This is a genomic window from Thioalkalivibrio sp. ALE16, assembly GCF_000381305.1.
Taxonomy (GTDB): Bacteria; Pseudomonadota; Gammaproteobacteria; order Ectothiorhodospirales; family Ectothiorhodospiraceae; genus Thioalkalivibrio.
The window spans coordinates 53158-77066 of the sequence record NZ_KB906366.1 but is presented as its reverse complement, the minus strand read 5'-3'; the positions used below and the strand labels follow the sequence as shown (position 1 = coordinate 77066).

21 protein-coding genes are annotated in these 23909 nt (G+C 67.4%); 11 read left to right on the top strand and 10 right to left on the bottom strand.

Going from position 1 to position 23909, the window contains the following annotated elements:
- Positions 1 to 356: 356 nt before the first annotated feature.
- Together trpB and F627_RS0111300 are read left to right on the top strand one after the other, a co-directional pair.
- Positions 357 to 1553: a tryptophan synthase subunit beta gene (trpB, locus tag F627_RS0111305; RefSeq protein WP_018866128.1), complete on the top strand. Its 1197-nt coding sequence runs from the start codon at positions 357 to 359 to the stop codon at positions 1551 to 1553.
- Positions 1554 to 1674: 121 nt separating this feature from the next.
- A complete protein-coding gene (locus tag F627_RS0111300) occupies positions 1675 to 1941 on the top strand; it encodes a DksA/TraR family C4-type zinc finger protein (RefSeq protein WP_018876375.1) in 267 nt (88 codons plus the stop codon).
- 348 nt (positions 1942 to 2289) lie between these two features.
- Here F627_RS0111300 and F627_RS0111295 read toward each other — a convergent pair whose 3' ends face one another.
- Complete coding sequence (locus F627_RS0111295) at positions 2290 to 2595, bottom strand: hypothetical protein (protein WP_018880018.1); 306 nt, start codon at positions 2593 to 2595, stop codon at positions 2290 to 2292.
- A gap of 120 nt (positions 2596 to 2715) precedes the next feature.
- Here F627_RS0111295 and F627_RS0111290 point away from each other — a divergent pair, with 120 nt between their 5' ends.
- From F627_RS0111290 to F627_RS0111280, 3 genes are all read left to right on the top strand, one after another.
- Positions 2716 to 3651, top strand: a complete 936-nt coding sequence (locus F627_RS0111290) for a histone deacetylase family protein (RefSeq protein WP_019584085.1) — start codon at positions 2716 to 2718, stop codon at positions 3649 to 3651.
- A 146-nt stretch (positions 3652 to 3797) separates the two neighbouring features.
- Complete coding sequence (locus F627_RS0111285; RefSeq protein ID WP_019584084.1) at positions 3798 to 5417, top strand: BCCT family transporter; 1620 nt, start codon at positions 3798 to 3800, stop codon at positions 5415 to 5417.
- 132 nt (positions 5418 to 5549) lie between these two features.
- Entirely contained in the window at positions 5550 to 6128 is a 579-nt protein-coding gene (locus tag F627_RS0111280; RefSeq protein WP_018876374.1) for a CPBP family intramembrane glutamic endopeptidase, read from the top strand.
- A gap of 26 nt (positions 6129 to 6154) precedes the next feature.
- Here F627_RS0111280 and F627_RS0111275 read toward each other — a convergent pair whose 3' ends face one another.
- Together F627_RS0111275 and F627_RS0111270 are read right to left on the bottom strand one after the other, a co-directional pair.
- Positions 6155 to 7411: a bifunctional diguanylate cyclase/phosphodiesterase gene (locus tag F627_RS0111275; RefSeq protein ID WP_019584083.1), complete on the bottom strand. Its 1257-nt coding sequence runs from the start codon at positions 7409 to 7411 to the stop codon at positions 6155 to 6157.
- 163 nt (positions 7412 to 7574) lie between these two features.
- Entirely contained in the window at positions 7575 to 8822 is a 1248-nt protein-coding gene (locus F627_RS0111270; RefSeq protein ID WP_051081493.1) for an HD-GYP domain-containing protein, read from the bottom strand.
- Between the two features lie 208 nt (positions 8823 to 9030).
- Here F627_RS0111270 and F627_RS0111265 point away from each other — a divergent pair, with 208 nt between their 5' ends.
- Positions 9031 to 11160 carry a DUF1631 family protein gene (locus F627_RS0111265; protein WP_019584081.1) on the top strand — a complete coding sequence of 710 codons (2130 nt, stop codon included), beginning with the start codon at positions 9031 to 9033 and terminating at the stop codon, positions 11158 to 11160.
- Positions 11161 to 11181: 21 nt separating this feature from the next.
- Here F627_RS0111265 and F627_RS0111260 read toward each other — a convergent pair whose 3' ends face one another.
- The 5 genes from F627_RS0111260 to amrS all read right to left on the bottom strand — a co-directional run bounded on the left by F627_RS0111260 (position 11182) and on the right by amrS (position 16942).
- Complete coding sequence (locus F627_RS0111260; protein WP_019584080.1) at positions 11182 to 13506, bottom strand: HDOD domain-containing protein; 2325 nt, start codon at positions 13504 to 13506, stop codon at positions 11182 to 11184.
- A 158-nt stretch (positions 13507 to 13664) separates the two neighbouring features.
- Positions 13665 to 14045: a DUF2237 family protein gene (locus F627_RS0111255; RefSeq protein ID WP_018866118.1), complete on the bottom strand. Its 381-nt coding sequence runs from the start codon at positions 14043 to 14045 to the stop codon at positions 13665 to 13667.
- A gap of 81 nt (positions 14046 to 14126) precedes the next feature.
- Positions 14127 to 15158 (bottom strand): DUF2235 domain-containing protein, encoded by a 1032-nt coding sequence (locus F627_RS0111250; protein ID WP_019584079.1) that lies wholly within the window; start codon positions 15156 to 15158, stop codon positions 14127 to 14129.
- 60 nt (positions 15159 to 15218) lie between these two features.
- Complete coding sequence (locus tag F627_RS0111245) at positions 15219 to 15755, bottom strand: Hsp20/alpha crystallin family protein (RefSeq protein WP_026280301.1); 537 nt, start codon at positions 15753 to 15755, stop codon at positions 15219 to 15221.
- A gap of 80 nt (positions 15756 to 15835) precedes the next feature.
- A complete protein-coding gene (gene amrS / locus F627_RS0111240) occupies positions 15836 to 16942 on the bottom strand; it encodes an AmmeMemoRadiSam system radical SAM enzyme (protein ID WP_019584078.1) in 1107 nt (368 codons plus the stop codon).
- 85 nt (positions 16943 to 17027) lie between these two features.
- Here amrS and amrB point away from each other — a divergent pair, with 85 nt between their 5' ends.
- From amrB to F627_RS0111220, 4 genes are all read left to right on the top strand, one after another.
- The gene (gene amrB / locus F627_RS0111235; protein ID WP_019584077.1) at positions 17028 to 17828 is read left to right on the top strand and encodes an AmmeMemoRadiSam system protein B; all 801 of its coding nucleotides are present in this window, start codon (positions 17028 to 17030) and stop codon (positions 17826 to 17828) included.
- The gene (amrA, locus tag F627_RS0111230; protein WP_019584076.1) at positions 17825 to 18403 is read left to right on the top strand and encodes an AmmeMemoRadiSam system protein A; all 579 of its coding nucleotides are present in this window, start codon (positions 17825 to 17827) and stop codon (positions 18401 to 18403) included. The genes amrB and amrA overlap by 4 nt, the downstream gene beginning before the upstream one ends.
- Positions 18393 to 19007, top strand: coding sequence for a rhomboid family intramembrane serine protease (locus F627_RS0111225; RefSeq protein ID WP_018866112.1), 615 nt, complete (start codon positions 18393 to 18395; stop codon positions 19005 to 19007). Before amrA ends, F627_RS0111225 begins: the two co-directional genes overlap by 11 nt.
- A gap of 72 nt (positions 19008 to 19079) precedes the next feature.
- Positions 19080 to 20090 (top strand): adenosine deaminase, encoded by a 1011-nt coding sequence (locus F627_RS0111220; RefSeq protein ID WP_018881125.1) that lies wholly within the window; start codon positions 19080 to 19082, stop codon positions 20088 to 20090.
- Between the two features lie 18 nt (positions 20091 to 20108).
- On the opposite strand, the gene F627_RS0111215 is transcribed toward F627_RS0111220, so the two are convergent.
- Positions 20109 to 20597: a PleD family two-component system response regulator gene (locus F627_RS0111215; RefSeq protein WP_018877607.1), complete on the bottom strand. Its 489-nt coding sequence runs from the start codon at positions 20595 to 20597 to the stop codon at positions 20109 to 20111.
- Between the two features lie 242 nt (positions 20598 to 20839).
- On the opposite strand from F627_RS0111215, the gene F627_RS0111210 reads away from it, so the two are divergent.
- Positions 20840 to 22201, top strand: a complete 1362-nt coding sequence (locus tag F627_RS0111210) for a diguanylate cyclase (protein WP_019584075.1) — start codon at positions 20840 to 20842, stop codon at positions 22199 to 22201.
- Between the two features lie 157 nt (positions 22202 to 22358).
- Here the strand turns inward: F627_RS0111210 and F627_RS0111205 are convergent, their stop codons facing one another.
- Positions 22359 to 23870, bottom strand: coding sequence for an AAA family ATPase (locus F627_RS0111205; RefSeq protein WP_019584074.1), 1512 nt, complete (start codon positions 23868 to 23870; stop codon positions 22359 to 22361).
- Between the last annotated feature and the right edge of the window lie 39 nt (positions 23871 to 23909).

Genomic DNA, 23909 nt, shown 5'->3' with positions numbered 1-23909 from the left:
CGGGCCCTGGCCGTCGAAATCCACGAAGGCTGGCTGGAGGACAACCGCTACCTGAACATGGATCTGCTCAAAGAACACAAGAAGATCTTGCTCCGGCAGGCCGAGGCCGCCTGAGCCATACGGACCAACCGAACATGGCCGACTCATTTCTGCACAACTTGACGCACACAACCTGCGCGCCTCGCGATGACAGTGGGGTTCCCGCGTCATGGCGCGCCCCGCAGCACAAGCCGCCGCCACCGAGTGCCCTTTCAGCACCTCGGGCTTGGCATCCCACGCCGCGCGAAGGATCATACGCCCTGGCGTCCGCGCGGACGGACCCCCTGATCGCAACCCATCCAGCATCGAGACCGCCCATGTCGTATCTCAAGGATTTCCCCAGCCCGGAAGGCTACTTCGGCGAATTCGGCGGCGCGTTCCTGCCACCGGAACTGGAACCGCATTTCGCCGAGATCAATCACGCCTACCGCACCCTGGCGCGCTCGGGCGACTTCCTGAACGAGCTGCGCTACATCCGCAAGCACTATCAGGGTCGCCCGACGCCGGTGTACTACGCCCACAACCTGAGCCGCTCGGTAGGTGCGCATATCTACCTCAAGCGTGAGGATCTGAATCACTCCGGCGCGCACAAGCTGAACCACTGCATGGGCGAGGCGCTGCTCGCCAAGCACATGGGCAAGAAGAAGCTGATCGCCGAGACCGGCGCCGGACAGCACGGCGTGGCCCTGGCCACCGCGGCGGCCTACTTCGGCATGGAGTGCGAGATTCACATGGGCGAGATCGACATCGCCAAGGAGGCCCCCAACGTCACCCGCATGAAGCTGATGGGGGCCCAGGTGGTGCCCGTCTCCTTCGGCGGCCGCTCGCTGAAGGAGGCCGTGGATTCGGCCTTCCAGTCCTACCTGTCGCAGGCGGACGAGGCCCTGTTCGCGATCGGTTCCGTGGTCGGGCCGCACCCGTTCCCGCTGATGGTGCGCAATTTCCAGTCGGTGGTGGGCATCGAGGCGCGCGAACAGTACCTGGAGATGAGCGGTGGCGAGCTTCCGGACCACGTGGTCGCCTGCGTCGGCGGCGGTTCCAACGCCATGGGCATGTTCGCCGGCTTCATCGAGGACGAACAGGTGCAGCTGAACGGCGTGGAACCGCTGGGGCGCGGCACCAAGCTCGGCGAGCACTCCGCCACCATGACCTATGGCAAGCCGGGCATGATCCACGGCTTCAAGTGCATGCTGCTGGCCGACGAGGAAGGCAACCCGGCGCCGGTGCACTCGATCGCCTCCGGGCTGGACTATCCCGGCGTCGGCCCGGAACACTCCTACCTGAAGACCACCGAACGCGTCGCCTACCACGCAATCAACGACGACGAGACCCTGGACGCCTTCTACCAGCTATCGCGGACCGAAGGGATCATCCCGGCGCTGGAAAGCGCGCATGCCGTCGCCTGGGCCATGAAACACGGACGCGAGAACCCGGGCACGACCATCCTGGCCAACCTCTCCGGACGCGGCGACAAGGACATCGACTACGTCGCCCGCGAATTCGGCCACGGATAGCCCCTGCCACGCGGGGAACAAAATACCCGGGCGGGCACGCCCCGCCCCGGCCCGCCGGAACTTCACACCCGGTCCGGGCGGTCTCAGCCTTGCAGGCATGCGCAAAAGGGAGGGCACGCGAATGGCGGGCGGATGGGCGAAGGACGGAGCGGAGCAGGAGCAGATCGACCACACGGTGGAGGATGCCCTGCAGCGCGTGCGCAGCGAACTCCCGGCTGGTGAAAGCCTGCTCGAATGCGAGGAATGCGGCGCGCGGATTCCCGAGGGACGGCGCCAGGCCCTGCCGGGCGTGCGCCTGTGCATCACCTGCCAGGAGGCCCAGGACGCCGAGCACCACGCGACCAGCCCCTACAACCGCCGCGCCTCCAAGGACAGCCAGCTGCGCTGAGCCCCCTAGGGAGACGCTGATTGAATCGCGCGTCCGCGTTGGTGCCCCCCAGTTGTTGGAGACAAACGTTCCGAGACAAGGCGCGTCGTGCAGCGGGTAGTGGTTCTACCCGCCCGTTTTGGATGGATTCGGGGCGCAACGCAGGATCGGGCCATATTCATTCAGAATCGGGGGGCACCAACCCCACAAGCCATTGAAAGCAGGGGCTCGGCCGCCCGTTGTTGATCAAAAACGGGCGCGGGAACGGCGTTGCGGTTCCCTTGTACAGAATGACTGCACCGCAGTCACCGCGCCTTGTTCGCACGCAAAAGCGACTCGAGCGCGGACGCGCGATTCAATCAGCGTCTCCTAGAGGTATTTCATCCGCGCCCGCAGGGCATCCGGGTCGGAGACGACGTCCTGCAGGCTGGCGCCGTCGTCGCGGCTCCCCACCACCAGGCCCTTGCCCGACACCGGGATCACGTTGTCGATCTGGAAACGCCCGGTCGTCCCCCGCAGGAAGCACTCCTCGTCGAAGAACAGGCGGTCACCATCGGGACCGATCTCGTCGGACTCGAGCGTATCGAAACCGATCAGCCGCGCGATATCCTCGCGCCCTTCCACCTCCACCGCCTCGATCGTCTGCTTCTCCGGGTCGATCAGCAAGGCCTTCATGCACATCTCCTCTTTACCATGGATTGAGTTCTACCGTACCGGCTGGGGCCGCACGGGGCCACCGCATCGGGCCGCTGTCTGCCCCTATACTCGCAGGAGGTGCCCCGACGGAGGCTGACCATGACCCATACGGCCTATATCTCGCACCCCGACTGCCTGCTGCACGATCCGGGCCCGACCCACCCGGAACGACCCGGGCGGCTGCACGCGATCCGCAATGCCCTGCTCGACGAGGGCCTGCTGGAAGGCCTGATCCTGCTGGACGCGCCCCCGGCCACCGACGCGCAACTCGAGCGGGTCCACAGCCCGGCGCATGTCGCCCGTATACGGGCCAGCGCCCCGGCTCCCGGGCAGCAGACGATGCTCGACGCGGATACCGTCATGAGCAAAGGCTCGCTGACGGCCGCGCTGCACGCGGCCGGAGCCGGGGTGGCGGGCGTGCGAGCCGTCATGGAAGGGGAAGCCGACCATGTCTTCTGCGCCGTCCGCCCGCCCGGCCATCACGCCGAACGCGAGCGGGCCATGGGCTTTTGTCTGTTCAACAACATCGCGGTGGCGGCCGCCCACGCGCTGGCGCACTATGGCCTCGCGCGCGTGGCGATCGCGGACTTCGACGTCCACCACGGGAACGGGACCGAAGACATCTTCCGGGAGGACCCCCGGGTGCTCTACTGCTCTTCCTTCCAGCACCCGTTCTACCCGGGCACACCGCTGGCCGAACGCGATCACCTGATCCACACGCCCCTGGCCGCCGGCACCGACGGCGCAACCTTTCGCGCCGCGATCGAACGCGACTGGCTGCCCGCCCTGGATCGCTTTCAGCCGGAGCTGGTGCTGGTCTCGGCCGGGTTCGACGGCCACCGGGACGACCACCTGGCCAGCCTGCACCTGGCGGAAGACGACTTCGCCTGGGTTTCGCGCGCCCTGGTCGATGTCGCCGCGCGCCACGCTGGCGGGCGCCTGGTCTCCATGCTGGAGGGTGGATACGACTTCTCGTCGCTCGGGCGCAGCGCGGCGGCCCATGTCCGCGCCCTCTGCGAGCTGTCGCGCCGCTGAGGCGCCGGGCCCCTCCCTCACGCCGGTAAAACGCATTCTGGACCGGCCCTTTGCATTTTTGTGGTGCAGTGTCTTTAATCGACAGGGTTGCGACGGGCCGACATTCGGCCAAGGCAACATGCCAGAAAAAAGCCAAGGAGGAGACGGTGAGCGAGAATCCGCAGGACCTGGAAAAACAGAAAGAGGCCCTGGAAGCCGAATACGACACCGACCACGAGATTGGCGAGCAGAACATCAACCCGCTGGGGCTGGACCTGCACAACCCGGTCTTCGTGGTCAGCGCATTCCTGATCGTCGTATTCGTCATCCTGTCCCTGATCTTTCCGGAACAGGCCAACGAACACCTCGACGCCACGCGCCAGTGGATCGGCCGCACCTTCGACTGGCTGTTCCTGTCGGCCGGCAACATCTTCGTTCTGTTCTGTCTGGCCCTGATCCTGCTGCCGATCGGGCGCATCCGCATTGGCGGCCAGGACGCCAAGCCGGAGTTCTCCGTGATCTCCTGGTTCTCCATGCTGTTTGCCGCCGGCATGGGTATCGGCCTGATGTTCTGGAGCGTGGCCGAACCTGTTGGTTACTTCACCGAATGGTTCGGCACACCCCTGGGCATCGAAGGCGGGACCGAGGAATCCCGCCAGGCGGCGCTGGGCGCAACCATGTATCACTGGGGCCTGCATCCCTGGGCGATCTACGCGGTGGTCGGCCTGGCGCTCGCGTTCTTCGCCTACAACAAGGGCCTTCCGCTGACCATCCGTTCGGCCTTCTATCCCCTCCTCGGCGAGCGCGTCTGGGGGCCGATCGGTCACGTGATCGATATCTTGGCCGTACTGGCCACCATGTTCGGCCTGGCCACCTCGCTGGGCCTGGGGGCACAGCAGGCTGCCTCGGGGATGGAGTTCCTGTTCGGCATCGACTCCGGCCTGAATACGCAGGTCGCCATCATCATCGGCGTGACCATCATCGCCCTGCTGTCGATCATGCGCGGCATCCATGGCGGCGTGAAGGTCCTGAGCAACATCAACCTGCTGTTCGCCGCGCTGCTGCTGCTGTTCGTGATGGTGGCCGGAGGGGTTCTGGCGTTCCTGTCCAGCGTCGGCACTACGGTCGGCGGCTACGTGCAGTACATCCTGCCGCTCAGCAACCCGGTCGGGCGCGAGGACGAGACCTTCTACCACGCCTGGACGATCTTCTTCTGGGCCTGGTGGATCTCCTGGTCGCCTTTCGTCGGCATGTTCATCGCGCGCGTCTCCCGCGGGCGCACCGTGCGCCAGTTCGTCACCGCCGTCTTGCTGGTGCCGACCCTGGTCACGGTGATCTGGATGAGCGCCTTCGGCGGCTCCGGTGTGGACCAGGCACGCGAGGGGATCGGCGCCCTGGCCGACGGCATCTCCGACTCGTCACTGGCGCTGTTCCAGATGCTGGAACACCTGCCGTTCACGGCGATCACCTCGTTCCTGGCCATCGCCCTGGTGCTGGTGTTCTTCATCACCTCGTCGGATTCCGGTTCGCTGGTGATCGATTCCATCACCTCGGGCGGCAAGACCGATGCCCCGCAGTCCCAGCGCCTGTTCTGGGCCACCACCGAGGGCGTGGTCGCCGGTGTCCTGCTGGCGGTTGGCGGGGCCGCGGCCCTCAACGCCCTGCAGGCCGGGGCGGTCAGTACCGGCCTGCCATTCGTCATCGTGCTGCTGCTGATGTGCATCAGCCTGATGAAGGGGCTGTTCCACGAACTGGCCCTGATCCGCATCGAGGAAGCCAAGACCTGACGACCGCCACGGGCCATCCAGGGCCTTCACTCCACCCCGCGCCCGCCCGTCCGGCGGCGCGGGTTTTTCTCGTGCGGGACAACCGCCCCCGGGATCGGGCATCCTCTCGCGAATGAATCCGTCCACCCTGCCATGAGCCTGCGTAAGGCCATCGCGCGGCACCCATTGCTGGCCGGCCTGGTCTTTCAGGCCGCGCTGATCCCGCTCGCCCTGATCCTGGCCCGCGTTGCCGGGATCCCGCTGGCCGAGCGGATCGAGTGGAGCCTGGACGCCGCCGCCCTGGGCGCCCTCGCCGTACTGCCTATGCTGATCCTGCTGGGCGCGCTCGCCATCAGTGGCTGGGAGCCCTATCGTGCCCTGGCCGATCAGGTGCGGGATTTTGTGCACCAGCTCTTTCGGCACGCCCTGCCCGGTGCCGTGCTGCTGATCTCCATCCTCGCGGGCGTGGGCGAGGAACTGCTGGTGCGGGGTGTGCTGCAGGGGTGGCTGACCGAACGCTGGTCCGCCGAGTGGGCCATCGTCGCCGCCGCGGTGGTCTTTGGACTGGCCCATTCGATCAGCCGCCTGTATTTCGTGTTCGCCACGATCATCGGGCTGTACCTCGGGGTCCTGTACCACCTCACCGGCAACCTGCTGGTGGTCATCGTCACCCACGCCCTGTACGACTGGATCGTGATCCACCTGTACCTGCGTTCACGATCGACAGGATAGGCAGCGAACGCATCAGGCCAGCGTTGTCAATCGCGCGTCCGCAACATCTGCTCCATGAAGTGTCCCAGGCGGGCCGGCCGGCCGAGGTAAAACCCCTGCACCAAGTCACAGCCCATGTCGCGCAGGCGGGCCAGCGTGTCTTCGTCCTCGACCCCTTCGGCCACGACCGTCAGGCCCAGTTTGTGTCCAAGGCCGACCATGGACTCCACGATGCGCTGATGCGGGGGACTGGCGCTGAGTTCGTGGACAAAGGTCATGTCGATCTTGAGTTCGTCCAGGGGCATGCGCAGCAGCCGCTCCATGGATGAATAGCCGATGCCGAAGTCGTCCATGGAGAGGCGCAGCCCGAGCCCCTTCATGCTGTGCAGGGCGTCGCGCGCGGTGGCATCGTGGCTCTCCATCACCGCCGTCTCGGTCAGTTCGATCGTGACCTGCTCGGGTGGCACGCCCCAGAGGTCCAGCGACTGGGCCACCAGGTCCACCACCTCCGGCTCCTGCAGATCATCCGCGGAAAAGTTCACCGACACCCCGACGTCCAGCCCGGCCTGGCGGTATTCGGCGCACTGGCGCAACGCGGTGTTGAAGACCCAGTGGGTCAGACGCGGCATCAGATCGGTTCCCTCCGCTGCCCGCACCATGGTGTCCGGCCGGATCGCGCCATATTCCGGGTGATCCCAGCGCAGCAGGGCCTCGGCCGATTCCACCCGTCCCGAAGCCAGGGCGATCTGCGGCTGATACTCGAGGTGCAGGGCTCCCTCCTCGATCGCATCGCCCAGCTGCGACCACAGGTCGACGCCCTCCAGCATCGTCTCGGCGGCGTCGGGGGCATGCAGGCGCAGGCGGACCCGTTCACGCCGGGCCTTGCGCATCGCCGCACAGGCCTGGGCCAGCAGGGTCGGCGGGGCTACGCCGCGCCCGCCCCGGGACAGGGCCAGTCCGACCCGCGGCCACAGGAGCACCTCGCGCTCGCCGCAGGGGAAGGGCTCGCCCAGCACCCGCAGCATCTTGTGGCCCGCCAGCTCGGCAAATCCGCTGCCGTCCACATGGGGCAGCATGCAGGCGAGCTGGTGGCGTCCCGTCATCCCGACGAACCCGCCCGGCAAGGCGGTCGCCAGAGCCTCGCCGGCCTGGCGCAGCAACCGGTCCGTCACGTCATAACCCAGGGCGGCATCAATATCGCCCAGGCCCTCCAGATCGACCACGGCCAGGGCCGGAGAACGCGCACCGCAACCCGCCTGCAGGCGTTCGAGAAAGGCTGGATAGTCCGACAGATTCGACAACATCGCTGGGCTCCGGCATTGCGCCCGCGCGGCGCCTCCAGGAAAAGACTGAAGCCGTTCGGTCCGGCCCTGTGCCACGAACGCTGTACCGGACCAGGAGCCACTCACCTGGCACTGGGACGCCGACCGCCGCTTGTAACCAAACCGGACATTTTATCAGTCTTTTCTAGAGATAATAGCGCGCAGGATCGACTCCGTAGGCCCCGGCCGGCAAATCGCGCACGATCTGCCGTTGCGCACCCTCGGATTCCGGGTCCGTCGACCCTAGGTCGAGTTCCAGCGGATCGGGGTAAGGCTGACGCTGCGGATCCAGGATGCGCATGACCCGAGGCATGAAGCGCTGGGTCCGCCGGTGGCTCAGGACGATGGCGACCTCGCCGCTGTCCAGCTCCACAAGACTGCCCACCGGGAACAGCCCCACGCAGTGCGTGAACTGGTCGACCAGCGCCGAGTTCAATCCCCAGCGGCCATGCTCGCGCAGTTCCTTGAGCGCCTCGAAGGGCGTTCCCGCCAGGCGCTGATCCGCCAGCAGTTCCTCGTAGGAATCCACGATTGCCGCCATCCGCGCGCAGGCGCTGATCTCGTTGGCCACCAGCCCCCGCGGATAGCCGCGACCGTCCTCGCGCTCGTGATGCTGAAGGACGATATCGCGGACCTTATCGGGGATGCCGTGGGAGCGCTGCAGGATCTGCTCGCCGTACTCCACGTGCCGCTGCATCTCGCGGCGCTCGTCGGGGGACAGCCGCTTTCCCCGCTCCAGCAAGGCTCGGGGCAACTGCATCTTGCCCACGTCCATCAACAGCCCGCCCAGCCCCAGGATCGACAGCTCGCCGCGGTCCAGCCCCAGGTGCCGTCCCAGCGCCAGCAGATGCACGGACACCCGCAGGGAGTGGTCGTACAGGACATCGCCGGAATCCCGCAACCGGGCCAGCAGCAACAGGGCATCGGGGTTACGCTCCACGCTCTCGCGCAGCGCCTCCGAGGCCTCCCGCGCCGCCGCGACGCGCACCCCGGGATTGCGCTCCATCTCGGTCCGGATGCGATCGAGAATGGTACCGGCCGTGGCCCAGGCCTCGCTTGCGGCCGGGAACTCCTCGTCCACGCTGCACTGATCGCGGTAGACGGTCATTCCCCGAAACTGGGCCGCCTCGGCGCGACCGGGAACGGCTTCGGTCAGCGCCGCTTCGCGGGTGGCGGGCGCAAGTCGGGTCAGCGACTCCGGGGCACTCTTCTCCCGGTCCACGAACACGTGGCGACAATGGCGGGCCAGCTCGTCGATGTCCTCCTGCGAGCGGATCAGAATGCCCTCGACCCAGTACGGCGTATCCCGCCACGGGCGGTCGAGCTGGCTCACGTACATGCCAACCCGAAGCTCCTCAACGGAAATCTCCTGTTGTATCAATCCCCAAGACATACCAGAAAACACTCCGCTTGCCATCCGGCGGTCTCGTGACTCGCCCCCTCCGTAGTGTTACTACACTACCCACCCACGCCGACCCAGGCCAGCCCGTTAGTACGCCGGCCCTGAATCGCTAACGATCGGCACCCCCAACCCGTGCATACATCGCGATTTTGCGGGACGATGGGCGCGCAACCACGACGATCCCACGCCGGAGTGCCTCATGCCAGCCGACCAGGACACCATCCTTGGCTCTTCCCGCCAGCCGCTCAAGGCGTCCGGCAAATGGACCGGGATGGCCGGGCTGTCGATCGTGCAGCGAGAGCAGCTCGCCGAGATGGTCGTGCCCCGGGTGATCGAACACCTGGAGCGCTGCCTGGCGACGGCCCGCGACGAATGGGAGGCCGGACGCACCTGGGGCAATGTGACGGGCAATCCCCTCCTGTGGGCGAATGACTTCCGCATGTTCGAGAAGCGCGTGACCCGGGACTTCCAGGACGCCCTGATGGAGGACTTCCGCAGCCACGACTACCCCCCGCAGTACGAGTTCTCGGGGGTCGCGTTCGCGGATCAGGACGACGGTCTCAGCATCCTCGACGACTACCAGTCCACGCGGCGGTCGCTGCGGCACAAGCTGGAAGGCTCGATGCGCGAGAACAACCGCTACTCGCACTACGTGTTCACCCAGGCCGCGCGCGAAAAGAACCGCTTCGAGCATCCCAACTGGGCCCCCTGGTCACCGCTGCACTGGTACGAGCGCCTGATCGAGATTGGCGAGCTGTACTTCGGCAAGACCGAGATGACCCTGGACCTGATGCGCTCCTACCTGGACTGCATGCAGAAGACCGCGGCCCCCACCCTGGCCTTCGTGGTCGAGGCGATCGAACACTGCGGGCTGATCACCGAGACACCGGCCGCCCCCGAGTCCAGCGAAACCCTTCGCCGCAACGCCTCATGGAAACGCCTCGCCGGCGCACGCGATACCGACGCCTCCGCGGAACCGGACGCCGACCCCGCCACGACGACCTCCGGGTGGCGGCCCTCCACGCGCAAGGCCGAGGCCGACGAACCCGCGCGCATGCCCGACACCGAGGCCGACCCGGCCCAGTGGGCCGCCTGGGCCTCGAACATGGTGCAGTCCCCGGTGTTTCGCCCAGTCGAAGGCCATGGCGGCGGGCAAGCGGCGGGCTCCGGCAACGCGGCCCCGATGACGGCCTTCGTCATGCCCTCCGATCAGCCGGACCCGCGCGCCTCGCTGATGCCGTTCATCCACGACCTGCTGCAGGGGCTGTTCGACCACATCTTCCGCGAGGTGGGGTTCAACCCGGCCGTGCGCGCCGAGATCGGCGAGATGCAGTACCCGCTTGCCACCGCCGTCATCCGGGATCTCGGCTTTTTCCGCGACCGCTCGCACCCCTTGCGCCTGTGGATCGGGAGCCTGATCAACGTCGCCATACGCATCAATCCGGAGTCGGAGCCCGACAGCGAGGATGTGGAACGCTACCTGGGCTGCATCCGGCATTCGATCGAATACTTGCGCAACGAGGCCGACCGCCTCGACCGCGACAGCGCCGAGGTGCTGATGAACCAGTTCCTCGAGAGCGTGGAGAACGAGGACGCCCTCTGGCATGCCCGCCAGATCACCCAGATCGACCTGCCCAACGCCGAGGAATGGGCCGAGCAGGCCCGGCGCAACCTGGCGCTGGCCGCGCTGGAGACCGGGGCCGATCTCCCGGAGACCGCGGCCGAGGAGATCTTCCAGTCCTGGGAGACCGTGCTGGCCGTGGAGCACGACGCCGGCGAGGCCGGGGAGGCCCTGCATCGCGTGCTGCGCCAGGTCGTGCGCCACATCTGCAACATGGCCACCGCCGCCGAGGTGAATCCGCTGGTGGCCGAGGCGAAGGAACACGCCCGCGCCGCAGGCCTGGGGGACGACCGCATCCGCGACCTGGTGCAGCACCTGGGCAAGGCCCACCTCTACCGCCTGCGGGCCCCGGAGGACGCCGAGCGCTTCGACCCGCGGGCACGGCTGCAGACACGCGAATCCGTGCGCTACGAGGACGACGACCCGACACTGGACCAGGACCGCGACGACGACCACGTCTTCGCCGCGATCGGGCTCGACATCGGAGACTGGTTCGAATTCTGCGACGACGCCGGCGAGAACCCGCGGCGCCTGGCCCTGATCTGGCGCGGCGACACGACGCGGCGCTTCTTCTTCCTGTCCCTCGACGGCGTGCACGCCCGCCGCCACAGCCTGCAGGGCGTGGCCCAGGAGCTGCGCCAGGGCCGCATGCGCGCGCTGCCGGAGGACAACCCGCTGGACGCCATTATCGAGGCCCCGGGGGGCTGAGCCCCCGCGCAGCCGGATCGGTCAGTCGCGCGCCTGGCGGATCGCAAGGGCCAGCTGGTTGCGCACCGCCTTCAGCGCCCGCAGCACGCTCGCGTCCAGCGAAACGCCTTCCGGCAATTCCAGGTAAAGCAGTCCCACGCTCTGATCCCGAACCGCCAGGGGCAGCAACAGGAAGCTGCGCGCATCCAGGGCCTGCCGGAACTCGTCGGGAATATAGCGGCTGATGGAGGCCTCGTGGCTGTCACTGACGATCAGGTCCTTCTGCTGCTCCAGGGCGAGGGACAGGATGTCGCCCTTGCCCGCTACGCTCAGGCGCAAGCGACCGGACAGGGTCTCCGCGTCCTGACCAAACGCGGTATGGGCCACCAGGACCCGGTGCTCGCGGTCCGCCAGCATCAGCATGACCCGGCGCAGGCCCAACGTCTGATACAGCGTCTCGAGCGTCGTCTGGACCAGCGCGTTCAGGTCGAACTCGCCGACCATGCTGTCCAGCATGTCGGTCAGGGCCTCCATCAGCGCCGCGGCCTGAACGGCGGGCTCCTGCCCGGCCCGCGGGAGCGCATCCCCGGCTCCCGGCTCGGGTTCCAGCGCCTCCGCTTCGCCGTCATCAATGCGTACCCCCAGGTTCGCCTTCAGGCGGTTCAGCGGTTCCCGACCTTCCGGCGGCAGCTTGACCACCGCCAGGAAGTGATCCATATGCTCGCGTCCCGAGCGGATCGCCCGCTGCATGCCGCGCGCATCCACGCCCAGGGCATGTTCATAGCGCCGGCGCAGATCGGTCAGCAAAGCCCCCTGCTGGTCGCGCTCGGCGCGGGTGATGCACTGGCCCATCTCGGAGGCCAGGGTCACGATGCGATGCAGGCGCTGATCGGCATCCCGGGCCGCCGGCAGGATGCCGGACGGAGCGCGCTCTACCGATGCCACCAGCTCGCGCGGGAAATTCCAGTCCTCCAGTACGCTGCGCGCCAGCGCCTCGTAGGAGATCCCCAGCACCTGGCGGGCGGCACTGTCCTCCCCCGTGCCCTGACCCACACGGATGCGGATCTCGTCCGCTTCCTCGGGCAGGTAGTACAGCACCAGCATGCGCCCGATATCGTGGAACAGCGCGCAGACGAAGGCTTGCTCGCTCTCCACCCCGCCAACCTGCTCCGCCAGATCGCGCGCCAGCATGGCGCTGAACAGCGTGCCGACCAGGGCCTCCATCAGGCGACCGGAATGCCGGCCGCCCTTGAGGTTTTCGAACAGCACCAGCCCGAGCGCGGCCGTGCGCACCTGCTCGAAACCAAGCAGCACGATCGCGCGCGACACCGTCCGGATATTGCCGCCGAAGTTGCTGTAAAAGGGCGAGTTGGCCAGTCGCAGCAGCTTCTGGGTGGTGGCGTAATCCTTCAGCACCGCGTTCGACAGCTCCGCCACCGAACGCTTCATGGTGTCATCGGAACACTGGGTAATCTCGCGGATGTGGCTGGAGATCCCGGGAAAATCCGGCTTGCGCCGGATCTTGCGCAGGATGAAATCCTGCGACCCGGCGTCCTGCGAGCCTTCCCCCTCCAGGGCCGCCACCAGTGCCTCGCGAAACTCTCGGGCCGAGGCAAAGCGTTCCGCCGGATCGGGGCGGGTCGCCCGCAGGATCAGGGCATCGAAGCGCTCGTCGCCATTACCGGTACGACCGGATGGTGGCTCCAGCCCCGCCGCCAGCATCGACTGCCGGATCGCCTCCGGATCCTCGCCTCCAAAGGCGCGTTCACCCGTCAGCATCTCGAAGAACAGGGCCCCCAGCGAAAACACGTCGGAGCGTTCGCTGGCCGCTTCGCCTGCCAGCTGTTCCGGGGCCAGGTAGTAGGGGGTGTCCGGCAGGTGGCTCTCGCCACGGGCCGCGGCGTCGGGCAGCGCCATGCCCAGCCCGGTGATGCGTGCATGCCCCTCGGGGTTCACGGTCACGTTGGCCGGCTGCAGGGTCCCGTGCAGGATGCCCTGCTCATGGGCCGCGGCCGCGGCGTCCAGCAGCTCGCGCATCAGGGCCAGACCACGATCAATCGGCAGCGCGCCCCCGGCCAGGATCCGGTCCAGGGTCTCGCCCTCAACGTACTCGAACACCAGGTAGACGCCCTGAGCGTAGTTCCCCGCCTCGAAGATCGGCGCAATATTCGGATGCCGGAAGCGGCTCAGGCGACGCGCGTCCGCAAGCAGGGCCTGACGGGTGAGGTCGTCGGCGCCCGCCTGGGTCAGCGTGCGAATCGCGACCTGCCGGTCCAGCACCGGATCGTGCGCCACGTAGAGCCCGTCGCGGGTACTGGCACCCAGCGTCCGCAGAATGCGGAAGCGTTCAATCTCGGGAACCGCCATGTGCTCAGCCATCCGCCCGAACCCCGACCGCACCCCACCCCTGTCCAGGGCGCCTGCTCGCGCCCGGCATGCTCGGATCCATCCGTATCTCTCCCTAATTTACAGCGGACCGGCCCCATCCCGGCCCTGCGCCGATATTCCGCGGTGGATTGCCCCGCTCAATCGGCCGGGTCGCGCGCGTGTTCCTTCAGGATATCCAGCGGGATCACCGCCAGGGTCTCCTCGTGCGTGGCGCGCAGAAACACCCCGGGCGCCGCCCCCGCCCGGTAGGCCTCCAGCCAGCGCGCGGCACACAGACACCAGCGATCCCCTGCCTCCAGGCCGGGGAAGCCGAACTCCGGTACCGGTGTCATCAGATCATTCCCCTGCGCCAGGGAAAAATCCAGGAATTCGCGCGTGACCTCGGCACACACGGTGTGCATACCCTGATCGTCATAGCCCGTGGCGCAACGGCCATCGCGATAAAAGCCGGTCACCGGGTCCCGGCCGCAGGGCTCGAGCGCCCCGCCAAACACATTCTTGGAGGGAAAAGGCTGCATGGAAAACTCCCCGTTCATGGTCCCTACAGCATAACGGACACCCCCCCGCCCCATGCGAGCGACTACTCGGCCCGCGGGAATTCAGTCGGCATCGGGCCAGCCCCATTCCACCAGGTGGTTCCGCAGATTCTCGGGCCGATAGTCGGGATCCCGCTGGTACCGATCGAGGACGCTGGGATGCAGTTCCGTCGGATACCCCGGCTGGTGCAATGGACGCCGATGGCGGCGGCGCAGGCGATAGATGTGCCGCCGTGAACGATGCAGCGGGGCCAGCGGATCGGGCCGCAGGGCATCGACCAGGTGCGGCTCCACCCGCAGGCCGGCCGCCCGCGCCTGGTCGATCATCCATGCGAGCGGCGCCTCGGACGCCAGGCGCCCGTCGGCATGCGGGGCATAGCCGCCCCCCACATCGGCGTGCACCCCGCTGAACCAGACCTGCTTGAGGTCCAGCCCCGGGCGCGGCTCCCACAGGGTCGGCTCGAAGTCGGCGCGGGTCTCGTCGATCGCCATCGCATGCCGCGCGATGCGCACGTTCGGACCCAATTTGGTGTCGTAGAATTCGTCGGTGCGGTCGAACAGCCCCAGCAGGGAGAACGGGATGCCCAGGGCGCCCACCGTATCCCAGACGCCGACAAAGCGGATCTCCCGCGAGGGATGCGCATACGCCGCCCGGAACTCGCGCGAGGCCGCCCCCTCCGGCGCATGGCTGGCCGCGGTCTTTTTGTAGTGACGGAAGGCCTGTTCGATCAGGCGCGCGTCCGGGCGCCTCAGGATGCCGCAGTTGTTGATCAGCCCGCACAGGCTGCGCACGGTGTAGGCACCGCGACTGAAGCCGAACAGAAAGATCTCGCTGCCGGGGTCGTAGTTCTGGACGATGTAGCGATAGGCATCCTGGATGTTCTTGTGGATGCCCCGCCCGGTCACGCCGCCCGTTACCTTCGCGTAGTACGCCCCGACACCCCAGTCGTAGAAGACCTGCTGGGGGTCACCACTGGCATCGGCGGGCGCGATGGCCCGCGCCAGACGCAGCACGTTGGTCGGCACGTCCGACTCGACGTCCTCCTCGGGGCGATTCCAGGTCCCGTCCGCGCAAATCACGATCCGTCGTGTCATCCGCCCGCCTCCCATCCTGTTCGTAATGACGACCGCAGCCGCCGTGGAGCCTGCGACTGATCAGGAGCCAATGTCGATGCGGCGCACTCCCGGCCGCGCGTCCTCCGCACGGCGGGGGATGTCGATCGTCAGCACGCCGTTTTTGAACCGCGCCTGGATCGCATCGACATCCGCATCCCCCGGCAGGCTGAGGATCCGGCGGAACTGCCCGTAGGCCCGCTCGACCCGATGATAGCCCTGGTCTTCTTCTTTGGTCTCCTGGCGCTTCTCGCCGGAGATGATCAGGTCATCGCCGTCCACCGTCAGGTCGATCGCATCCTCCTCGATGCCCGGTACCTCGACGGTGATCCGGTACGCCTTGCGACTCTCGGCAATATCCACACTGGGCTTGAGCAGCAGCGAGGCCGTATCACGCCCGCGCCCGCCGAGAGCGGCACCGAAGAAGTCCTCGAACATCCGGTCCATCTCCCGGTGCATGCGCATCAGCGGATCACGCATGTGCACCTCCGACATCTCGCCACGCGCCGGAACCACCTCCGGGTTCGCCGCCTCCTCGCGCTTGAACCAGTTCCACGGCTTCAGCTTTTGCAGGTCCATGATCATCACCTCCGGTAGAAATCCAACCCTGTCTAGCGAATTAACTAGGTCGCCCAAAGGGACTTTTCAAGCCCGGTGAATCAAGCCCTTCGAAAGTCGGCCAGCCGCACCGACTGCCGGCGGGCACCCCAGGTGCCGGGGCGGGACTCGAAGACACCCGGGACCGATGCCCCGCAGGCGTTGCAACAGCCATCGGCGGTCAGATTCCAGTCCGACAGTTCATACCAGTCGCGCCCGATCAGGCGTTGCCCGCACCCCGCACACCAGGTGCTCTGGCCGTCCGCATCGTGCACATTGCCGGTGTACACGTGATGCAGGCCCTGCTCACGCGCGATCCGGCGTGCCCGCTGCAGGGTCTCGATCGGCGTGCGCCGGTGTTCCGTCATCTTGAAGTCCGGATGGAAGGCCGTGAAGTGCAGCGGCACATCCGGGCCCAGGTGTTCCAGGATCCATTGCGCCATCGACGTAATCTCCGCGTCGCTGTCGTTCTCGCCGGGGATCAGCAACGTGGTGATCTCGACCCAGGTATCGGTCTCGTGCACCAGCCACTCCAGGGTATCGAGCACCGGCTGCAGATGCGCCCCGGTCAGCTTGTGGTAGAAGCGCTCGGTGAACGCCTTCAGATCCACGTTCGCCGCGTCCATGGCGGCAAAGAACTCGCCGCGAGCCTGTTCGGTGATGTAACCGGCGGTGACCGCCACCGAGCGGATGTCCCGCGCACGGCAGGCAGCCGCGACGTCGATGGCGTATTCATGGAAGATCACCGGGTCGTTGTAGGTGAAGGCCACCGCGCGGCAACCCAGCGCCTCGGCCGCGCGGGCGATGGTCTCGGGATCGGCACGGTCCGCCAGGGTGTCGATCTCGCGCGACTTGCTGATATCCCAGTTCTGGCAGAACTTGCAGGCCAGGTTGCAGCCCGCCGTACCGAACGAGAGCACCGGGCTGCCCGGCAGGAAGTGGTCGAGCGGCTTCTTCTCGATCGGGTCGACACAGTAGCCGGAGGAGCGCCCGTAGCTGGTCAGCACCACGGCATCGTCGAGGTTGGCGCGGACAAAGCAGGCCCCGCGCTGCCCGGGCTTCAGCTTGCAGTAGCGCGGGCACAGGTCGCATTGCACGCGGCCATCCTCCAGGCTGTGCCAGTAGCGCGTGGCCACCGTGAAGGCGTCGTGTTCAGGGGTGTCGTTCATATCCGGTCCGGCTCGTGGTTCATGCCCTTGAATATGAGGCCGAAACCCCGATATTCAACGACATAATGTCCGACGGAGACCTCCAATGAGCGCCCCGCTCCGCGTCCGCGAGCCCGCTATCGCGGGACAGTTCTACCCGGCCGACCCCGCCGAGCTGCGGGCCACGGTCACCCGGCTGCTGGATGCCGTCCGGCCGGCACCCGACGCGGCGCCGCCCAAGGCCCTGATCGCCCCGCACGCCGGCTACCCCTACTCCGGCCCGGTGGCGGCCTCGGCTTATGCCCGCATCCGCCCGCTGGCGGGCCGCATCCGGCGCGTGGTGCTGCTGGGCCCGTCGCATCGCGTGCCCTTCCACGGGATCGCGACCACCACGGTCACGGCCTACCGCAGCCCGCTGGGCGACGTCCCCGTGGATCACAAGGCGCTGGATACCATTGCGGGGCTGCCCGGCGTCCAGGCACTCGACGTCGCCCACGGCCCGGAACACAGCCTGGAGGCGCACCTGCCGTTCCTGCAGGTGGCCCTGGGGGCCTTCGAGCTGGTACCGCTGGTGGTCGGGGATGCCCCCGCGGAACAGGTTGCGAACGTACTGGAACGCCTGTGGGGCGGCCCGGAGACCCTCGTCGTGGTCAGCTCGGATCTCTCCCATTTCCATGACTACGCCACGGCGAGCCGCCTGGATGCCGCCACCACCCGGGCGATCGAACGCCTGGACGAACACGCGCTGGGCCCGGAACAGGCCTGCGGCTGCCGCCCGCTGGCGGGTCTGTTGCGTCTGGCGCGGCAGCGGGGTCTCGCCATTACCACTCTGGACCAGCGCAACTCCGGCGACACCGCCGGCCCACGCGACCAGGTGGTCGGCTACGGCGCGTGGATGCTGCAATGACGCCGGTCATCGAACTGTCCGCGCCGGCGCGTGAGCGCCTGCTGGAACTCGCAGCGGACGCCATCCACCGGGCCGCGCACGACCATGCCGCCGACGGTATCGCGCTCGCGGAGGAGCCCGCCCCGCTTGCCGACCCGGGCGCCAGCTTCGTGACCCTAAAGCGGGGGGATGCCCTGCGCGGCTGTATCGGCAGCCTGGAGGCCCATCACCCCCTGGCCACGGATGTCCAGCACAACGCCCGGGCCGCCGCCCTCCATGATCCGCGCTTTCCCCGCCTGCGCCCGGAGGAACTCGTCGGGCTCGAGTATTCGGTGACCCTGCTAAGCGCCGCGCACCCCGTGGATGCCCCGCATCGAGAGGCCCTGCTGCAGCAGTTGCAGCCCGGGCGCGATGGCCTGGTCATCCAGGCCGGGACGCGGCGGGCGACCTTCCTGCCCGCGGTGTGGGAGCAGCTACCCGATCCCGAGACCTTCCTCGATGCCTTGCTGCAGAAGGCCGGGCTGGGGCATGACGGCTGGACAATGGGGCTCCAGGCCTGGCGCTACAGCTCGCAGGAGTTTGCCGGTGAACTTTGAACCCAGCATCACCCTTTACATCGTCATTGCCACGGTCGTGATCTCGCTGCTGGCATGGCAGAACCCGCGCTGGCTGCAGGCGATGATCCATCACCCACCGTCGGTGCAACGCGGCCAGTACTGGCGCCTGGTGACCCACGGCTTCATCCATGCCGACGGCACCCATCTCGCGTTCAACATGATCACGCTGTTCTTCTTCGGCATGGCCATGGAGCGCGTGCTGGTGCCCGAGATCGGCATGGGTGGCTTCGTCCTGTTCTATCTGGCCGCCATCGTGCTCGCCAGCCTGCCCAGCCACCTGCGCCATCTGCGCGATCCCGGCTACCGCTCCCTGGGGGCCTCGGGTGCGGTGTCCGCGGTGCTGTTCGCCTACATCCTGCTGCAGCCGTGGTCCCTGCTGTTCGTGTTCTTCATCCCGGTCCCGGCCATCGTGTTCGCCGCGGTCTATATCGGCTACTCGCTCTACGCCCAGCGACAGAATCGCGACAACATCAACCACAGCGCCCATCTATGGGGTGGCGCCTGGGGCGTGGCCTTCATGCTCTGGCTGGAGCCCGGCCTGCTGGCCCGGTTCTTCCACGAGCTGCTCGCGCCCCTCGGCTGACCCCAATACTTGTCCGGAGCGCCGCGTCCGCCTAGCCTGCGTGCCTTCTTTCGGCCGCTACGAGATCCCGCCATGCAAGACGCCATCGCCACCCTGCCCAAGGTCGAGCTGCACCTGCACATCGAAGGCACACTGGAGCCCGAGCTGATGTTCGCCCTGGCCGAGCGCAACGGGGTCGAGCTGCCGTACGCCTCGGTCGAGGACGTGCGCGCGGCCTACCAGTTCCACGACCTGCAGTCCTTCCTGGACATCTACTACGCCGGCGCCCGCGTGCTGCTGACCGAGCAGGACTTCTACGACCTGACCCGGGCCTACCTCGAACGCTGCCAGGCGGATCACGTCCACCACACCGAGATCTTCTTCGACCCGCAGACGCACACCGAGCGCGGCGTGGCATTCGCGACCGTCATCGACGGCATCCGCCGGGCGCTCGCCGATGGCGAGCGCGAACTCGGCATTACCAGCCGGCTGATCCTCTGCTTCCTGCGTCATCTGAGTGCGGACGCGGCCATGGAGACCCTGGAGACGGCCCTGCCGTGGCGCGAACACATCCATGCGGTCGGCCTCGATTCGGCCGAGCTGGGCAACCCGCCCGAGCGCTTCCAGGCGGTGTTCGACCGGGCCCGTGCCGAGGGCTTCCCCGCGGTGGCCCATGCCGGTGAGGAAGGCCCGCCGGAATACATCTGGCAGGCACTGGACGGGCTGCAGGTCGCGCGCATCGACCACGGGGTGCAGGCCGAACAGGACCCGGCGCTGATGGAGCGCCTGGCCCGCGACCGGATCCCGCTCACGGTCTGTCCGCTGTCCAACATCAAGCTGTGCGTCTTCGACCGCCTGGAAGACCACAACCTGAAACGCCTGATGGACGCCGGGCTGTGCGTCACCATCAATTCGGACGACCCGGCCTATTTCGGCGGCTATGTGGGGGAAAACTTCCGCGCGACCGCCCAAGCCCTGCAACTGGGTCCCGACGACCTGGAACGCCTCGCGCGCAACGCCATCGACGCCGCGTTCCTGGAGCCCGAAGCACAGCAGCGTCTGCACGGCGAGATCGACGCCTGGCGCACCCGTCTCGCGGACTGACGGCGCTCGACGACTTCTCTACCCGGAAAACCGGAGCGGACGCGCCGGCAGGCGACCCTGCTCCACCAGGCGCTCGATCCGCGAGAAGACCTCGCCGCGACCGAAGGGTTTCTTCATGAAGTCATCGGAGCCGATGCGATCGAGGAAGAACTGCTCCACCGCGTCCTCGTTGCCGCTGATCATGATCACCGGCACCTTCGCGGTCACCGGGTCCCGGCGCAGCTGACGCAGCATGGCAAACCCGGTCATCCCGGGCAGGATGATGTCGAGAAAGATCAGGTCCGGCGGGTTCTCGCGGGCCAGCGCCAGGGCCTGCTCGGCATCGCCGGCCCCCACCGGCTCCATCTCGTTTTGCCGTAGCATGCTGGATAGCAGTGCGACCACGGTGCGCGAATCATCCACCACCAGCACACGCAGCCCGCGCGCGGCCTCCCGGCGTGCCTTCCTGCGCCGTTCGCCAGCCTTGCCAAAACGCAGCAGACTCCCCATTCGCTGCAGATAGCTCATGCCGGACTCCCTTCCTGATCCATAGGCTAGGCGCGCTCGCCCGCCTGGCTGCATTGTTCCTCCCCCCGCAGGCCCTGTCCACCGCGCCCGTTGCTTCGGTTTGAACAGCAGCGCAAAGGCGCGCATCATCCGGGTTTTCGTGCGGATGCCTGAACGGAGTCGGAACCCGCCATGAAGACCAATACAGCCCGGCCACAGCCCACGCGCGCGCCCCTGCGGCGCCCGGCCGCGGGAGGCCCGGCATGAAGATCCTCGTCGTCGACCGCTCGCGGGTCTTCCGGGCGCTGTGGAGCCGCATGGTCCTGGCCGCCGGGCACAAGCCGATCATGGCCAGCAGCGGGGCCGAAGGGCTTGCCCGCATCGAGGAAAACGACCTGGAACTGGTCTGCGCCTCGATCACCCTGCCCGACATGACCGGCGTGGAATTCTGCCGCCAGGCCCGTGCCAGGGCCGCCGGCCATGACCTGCCCCTGATCCTGCTTACGACCCAGCACGACCACGACATCCGCCGTCAGGCATTCGAGGCCGGCGCCACCGACCTCCACGACAAGACCAACATCCGTGACCTGTTCCATCAGGCCGCGCGCTACGGGCGGCCGGTGGAACACGCCCACGAGGGGAACGTCCTGTACGTGGAGGACAGTCCCACCGTCGCCCGCGTGATGATCCGCATCCTCGAGGGAATGGGCCTGGAGGTCGCGCACTTCCGCAGCGCCGACGAGGCCCTGCAGGCCTTTGACCGGGGCACCTGGGACCTGGTGCTCTCCGACATCCTGGTGGAGGGCGAGATCAGCGGGATGGGGCTCGTCAGTCGGCTGCGCCAGCAGTTCCCCGACAAGACCAGCCTGCCTATCGTGGCCATGTCCGGCCTGGACGACCAGAACCGGCGCGCCGAACTCTTCCGCCTCGGCGTCAACGACTTCGTGACGAAACCCGTGCTGGAGGACGAGGTCCGCGCCCGCATCGGGAACCTGCTGGCCAACAAGCGGTTGTTCGAGGAGGTCCAGGACCAGCGCCAGAAGCTCTACGACATGGCAATGATCGATCCGCTGACCGGGCTCCGTAACCGCAACGTCCTGGCCGAGTGCGCCGCGCGTTTCTTCGCCGAAGCCAACCAGAACGACATCCCGCTCAGCCTGATCCTGCTGGACATCGACCACTTCAAGCAGATCAACGACACCCATGGCCACCTGGTCGGGGACGAGGTCCTGGTCGGCGTCGGCGAACTCCTGCGCACCACCGGACGCGAGAGCGACGTGGCCCTGCGTTTCGGGGGCGAGGAATTCCTCCTGTTACTCCCGGAATGCGACCTGTTCGATGCCCACACCCGCGCGGAGGAGCTGCGCCAGCAGCTGCGTGAACTCGAACCCGCCGGGCTGACCATTACCGCAAGCTTCGGCGTCACCAGCCGCCCGGCCGGGCGCGAGGTCAGCATGAACGACCTCTTCCGGGTCGCCGACCAGGCCGTCTACCAGGCCAAGGGCGAAGGCCGCGACCGCGTGGTTTCGCGTACCCTGTACGGCCCGGGCGGACCCGACCTGCCGGACACCCCACCCGATGCTGCCCCGGGGGCCGGACAGGCAAGCCCGCACCCCGTCAGCTAGGGAGACGCTGACTGAATCGCACGTCTGCGTTGGTGCCCCCTGTTCCCCGATCCAGCGTTGCGCCCCGAATCGATTAGAAACGGGCGGGTAGAACCACTACCCGCTGCGCACCACGCCTGGTCTCGGACAACCCGGGGCGCCAGCGCGAGCGTGCAGATCAATCAGTGTTCCCCTTGGTCTCCGGCTTCGAGGCGTTGATCGCGCGCTGGAATACCCAGCTCTTGATCTCGCGGATCTGCTCCACCATGGTCCGCGACAGCGGTACCGTGTTGATCACGTTGCGAATTACGTCGCGCTGGTTGAATACCCGGCCCTCCTGGTAGGCGTCGATGCGCGCCGATTTCACCGCCTGCTCGATCTCGGCCCCGCTCCAGTCCTCGGTACTGGCCGCCATGTAGTTCAGGTTGAAGTCCTCGAGGTGGCCGCCATGGCGCTCGATATGGATGCGCAGGATCTCCTTGCGCTCCTCCACGTTCGGCAGGTCGAGGAAGAACAACTGGTCAAAGCGCCCCTTGCGCATCAGCTCGGCCGGGAGCTGCTGGATACGGTTCGCGGTCGCCGCCACGAACACGCGTGGCGACTTCTCCTGCAGCCAGGTGAGGAAGCTCGAGAAGATATTCACATTGCCGGCGCTGCCGGCGGCGTGGCTGTCGAAGCCGAAGGCGTTCTCCAGCTCGTCCACCCACAGCACCATGGGCGCGATCTCCTCCGCGATACGGGTGGCCCGGGCAAAGGCGTATTCCGGGGTGCCGAAACTGCCGGACAGCACCAGGCTCATGTCCAGCCGCACCAGCGGCAGCCCCCAGGCGGTGGCGATGGCCTTGGCGGCCATGCTCTTGCCACAGCCGCTGACCCCCATGAACAGCACCCCGGCTGGCAGCGGAACGTTGTCGTTCCAGGCCTTCTCGGTGAACAGGTCGGCGCGCGTGCGCACCCATTCCTTGAGATTCTCCAGGCCCCCGATGTCCTCCAGCGAGCGCTGTGGCGGATAGAACTCGAGACAGCTCTCCTTGCGCAGGATCTGGCCCTTCTCCTCCTGGATCTCGGCCAGCATCTCGGCCTCGGGCAGGGGCTGGCCGCGGAACAGCCGCGCGCTCAGATGCCCGACCTCGTTCAGGGACAACCCGCGCATCCCCGCCGCGAGGCGGAACAACTGCTCGCGCGGGATCGCCTCGGCGCCATGGGTGTGCTCGAGCTGCTCCAGCACCTCGGCCTCCGAGGGCAGGTCCACCTCGACCAGGAAGACCTCCTTTTTCAGGATCTCCGGCAGCTTCAGCAGCGGACAGCTGAGGAACACCACGTTGCGACCCTTCTTCAGCTGGTAGTAGAGATCGCGGACCCCGCGCACCAGTGCCGGGTTGTCGTCGAACCAGGTGGGCAGGTCCTTCAGCAGGACCATGCGCGGCGCTTCCGTCTCCCCTGCCGCCACCCGCGCCACCGCCGCGACCGGATCGGTGGTCGGCGCGCCCGGGGCATCGTGTTCGCCGAACCCGTGGCTCGCCGACCAGACCTCCAGGTGGCCATCCTCGCCGTAGAACGAGCGCGCGACCGAGCGCAGCAGCCGCTCCATGCGGTCCTCGTCCCAGCCCAGCAGGTAGAACACCGGATAACGCGACTTGAGCCCGCGCAGGATCTTGTGTGCCGTCCGGTTTTCCAGCTTCTTGCTCAATCCGTCGCTCCTTCGCGGTACCCCGCCGAGTGTACCCAT

Coding starts and splice junctions, on each gene's coding strand:
- F627_RS0111275 (WP_019584083.1), bottom strand. CDS start 7,411: ATGTTGTCGAATCTGTCGGACTATCCAGCCTTTCTCGAACGCCTGCAG.
- F627_RS0111220 (WP_018881125.1), top strand. CDS start 19,080: ATGCAAGACGCCATCGCCACCCTGCCCAAGGTCGAGCTGCACCTGCAC.
- amrB (WP_019584077.1), top strand. CDS start 17,028: ATGAGCGCCCCGCTCCGCGTCCGCGAGCCCGCTATCGCGGGACAGTTC.
- F627_RS0111210 (WP_019584075.1), top strand. CDS start 20,840: ATGAAGATCCTCGTCGTCGACCGCTCGCGGGTCTTCCGGGCGCTGTGG.
- F627_RS0111260 (WP_019584080.1), bottom strand. CDS start 13,506: ATGGCGGTTCCCGAGATTGAACGCTTCCGCATTCTGCGGACGCTGGGT.
- F627_RS0111300 (WP_018876375.1), top strand. CDS start 1,675: ATGGCGGGCGGATGGGCGAAGGACGGAGCGGAGCAGGAGCAGATCGAC.
- F627_RS0111270 (WP_051081493.1), bottom strand. CDS start 8,822: ATGTCTTGGGGATTGATACAACAGGAGATTTCCGTTGAGGAGCTTCGG.
- F627_RS0111255 (WP_018866118.1), bottom strand. CDS start 14,045: ATGCAGCCTTTTCCCTCCAAGAATGTGTTTGGCGGGGCGCTCGAGCCC.
- trpB (WP_018866128.1), top strand. CDS start 357: ATGTCGTATCTCAAGGATTTCCCCAGCCCGGAAGGCTACTTCGGCGAA.
- amrA (WP_019584076.1), top strand. CDS start 17,825: ATGACGCCGGTCATCGAACTGTCCGCGCCGGCGCGTGAGCGCCTGCTG.
- F627_RS0111215 (WP_018877607.1), bottom strand. CDS start 20,597: ATGAGCTATCTGCAGCGAATGGGGAGTCTGCTGCGTTTTGGCAAGGCT.
- F627_RS0111290 (WP_019584085.1), top strand. CDS start 2,716: ATGACCCATACGGCCTATATCTCGCACCCCGACTGCCTGCTGCACGAT.
- amrS (WP_019584078.1), bottom strand. CDS start 16,942: ATGAACGACACCCCTGAACACGACGCCTTCACGGTGGCCACGCGCTAC.
- F627_RS0111245 (WP_026280301.1), bottom strand. CDS start 15,755: ATGGACCTGCAAAAGCTGAAGCCGTGGAACTGGTTCAAGCGCGAGGAG.
- F627_RS0111265 (WP_019584081.1), top strand. CDS start 9,031: ATGCCAGCCGACCAGGACACCATCCTTGGCTCTTCCCGCCAGCCGCTC.
- F627_RS0111295 (WP_018880018.1), bottom strand. CDS start 2,595: ATGAAGGCCTTGCTGATCGACCCGGAGAAGCAGACGATCGAGGCGGTG.
- F627_RS0111280 (WP_018876374.1), top strand. CDS start 5,550: ATGAGCCTGCGTAAGGCCATCGCGCGGCACCCATTGCTGGCCGGCCTG.
- F627_RS0111250 (WP_019584079.1), bottom strand. CDS start 15,158: ATGACACGACGGATCGTGATTTGCGCGGACGGGACCTGGAATCGCCCC.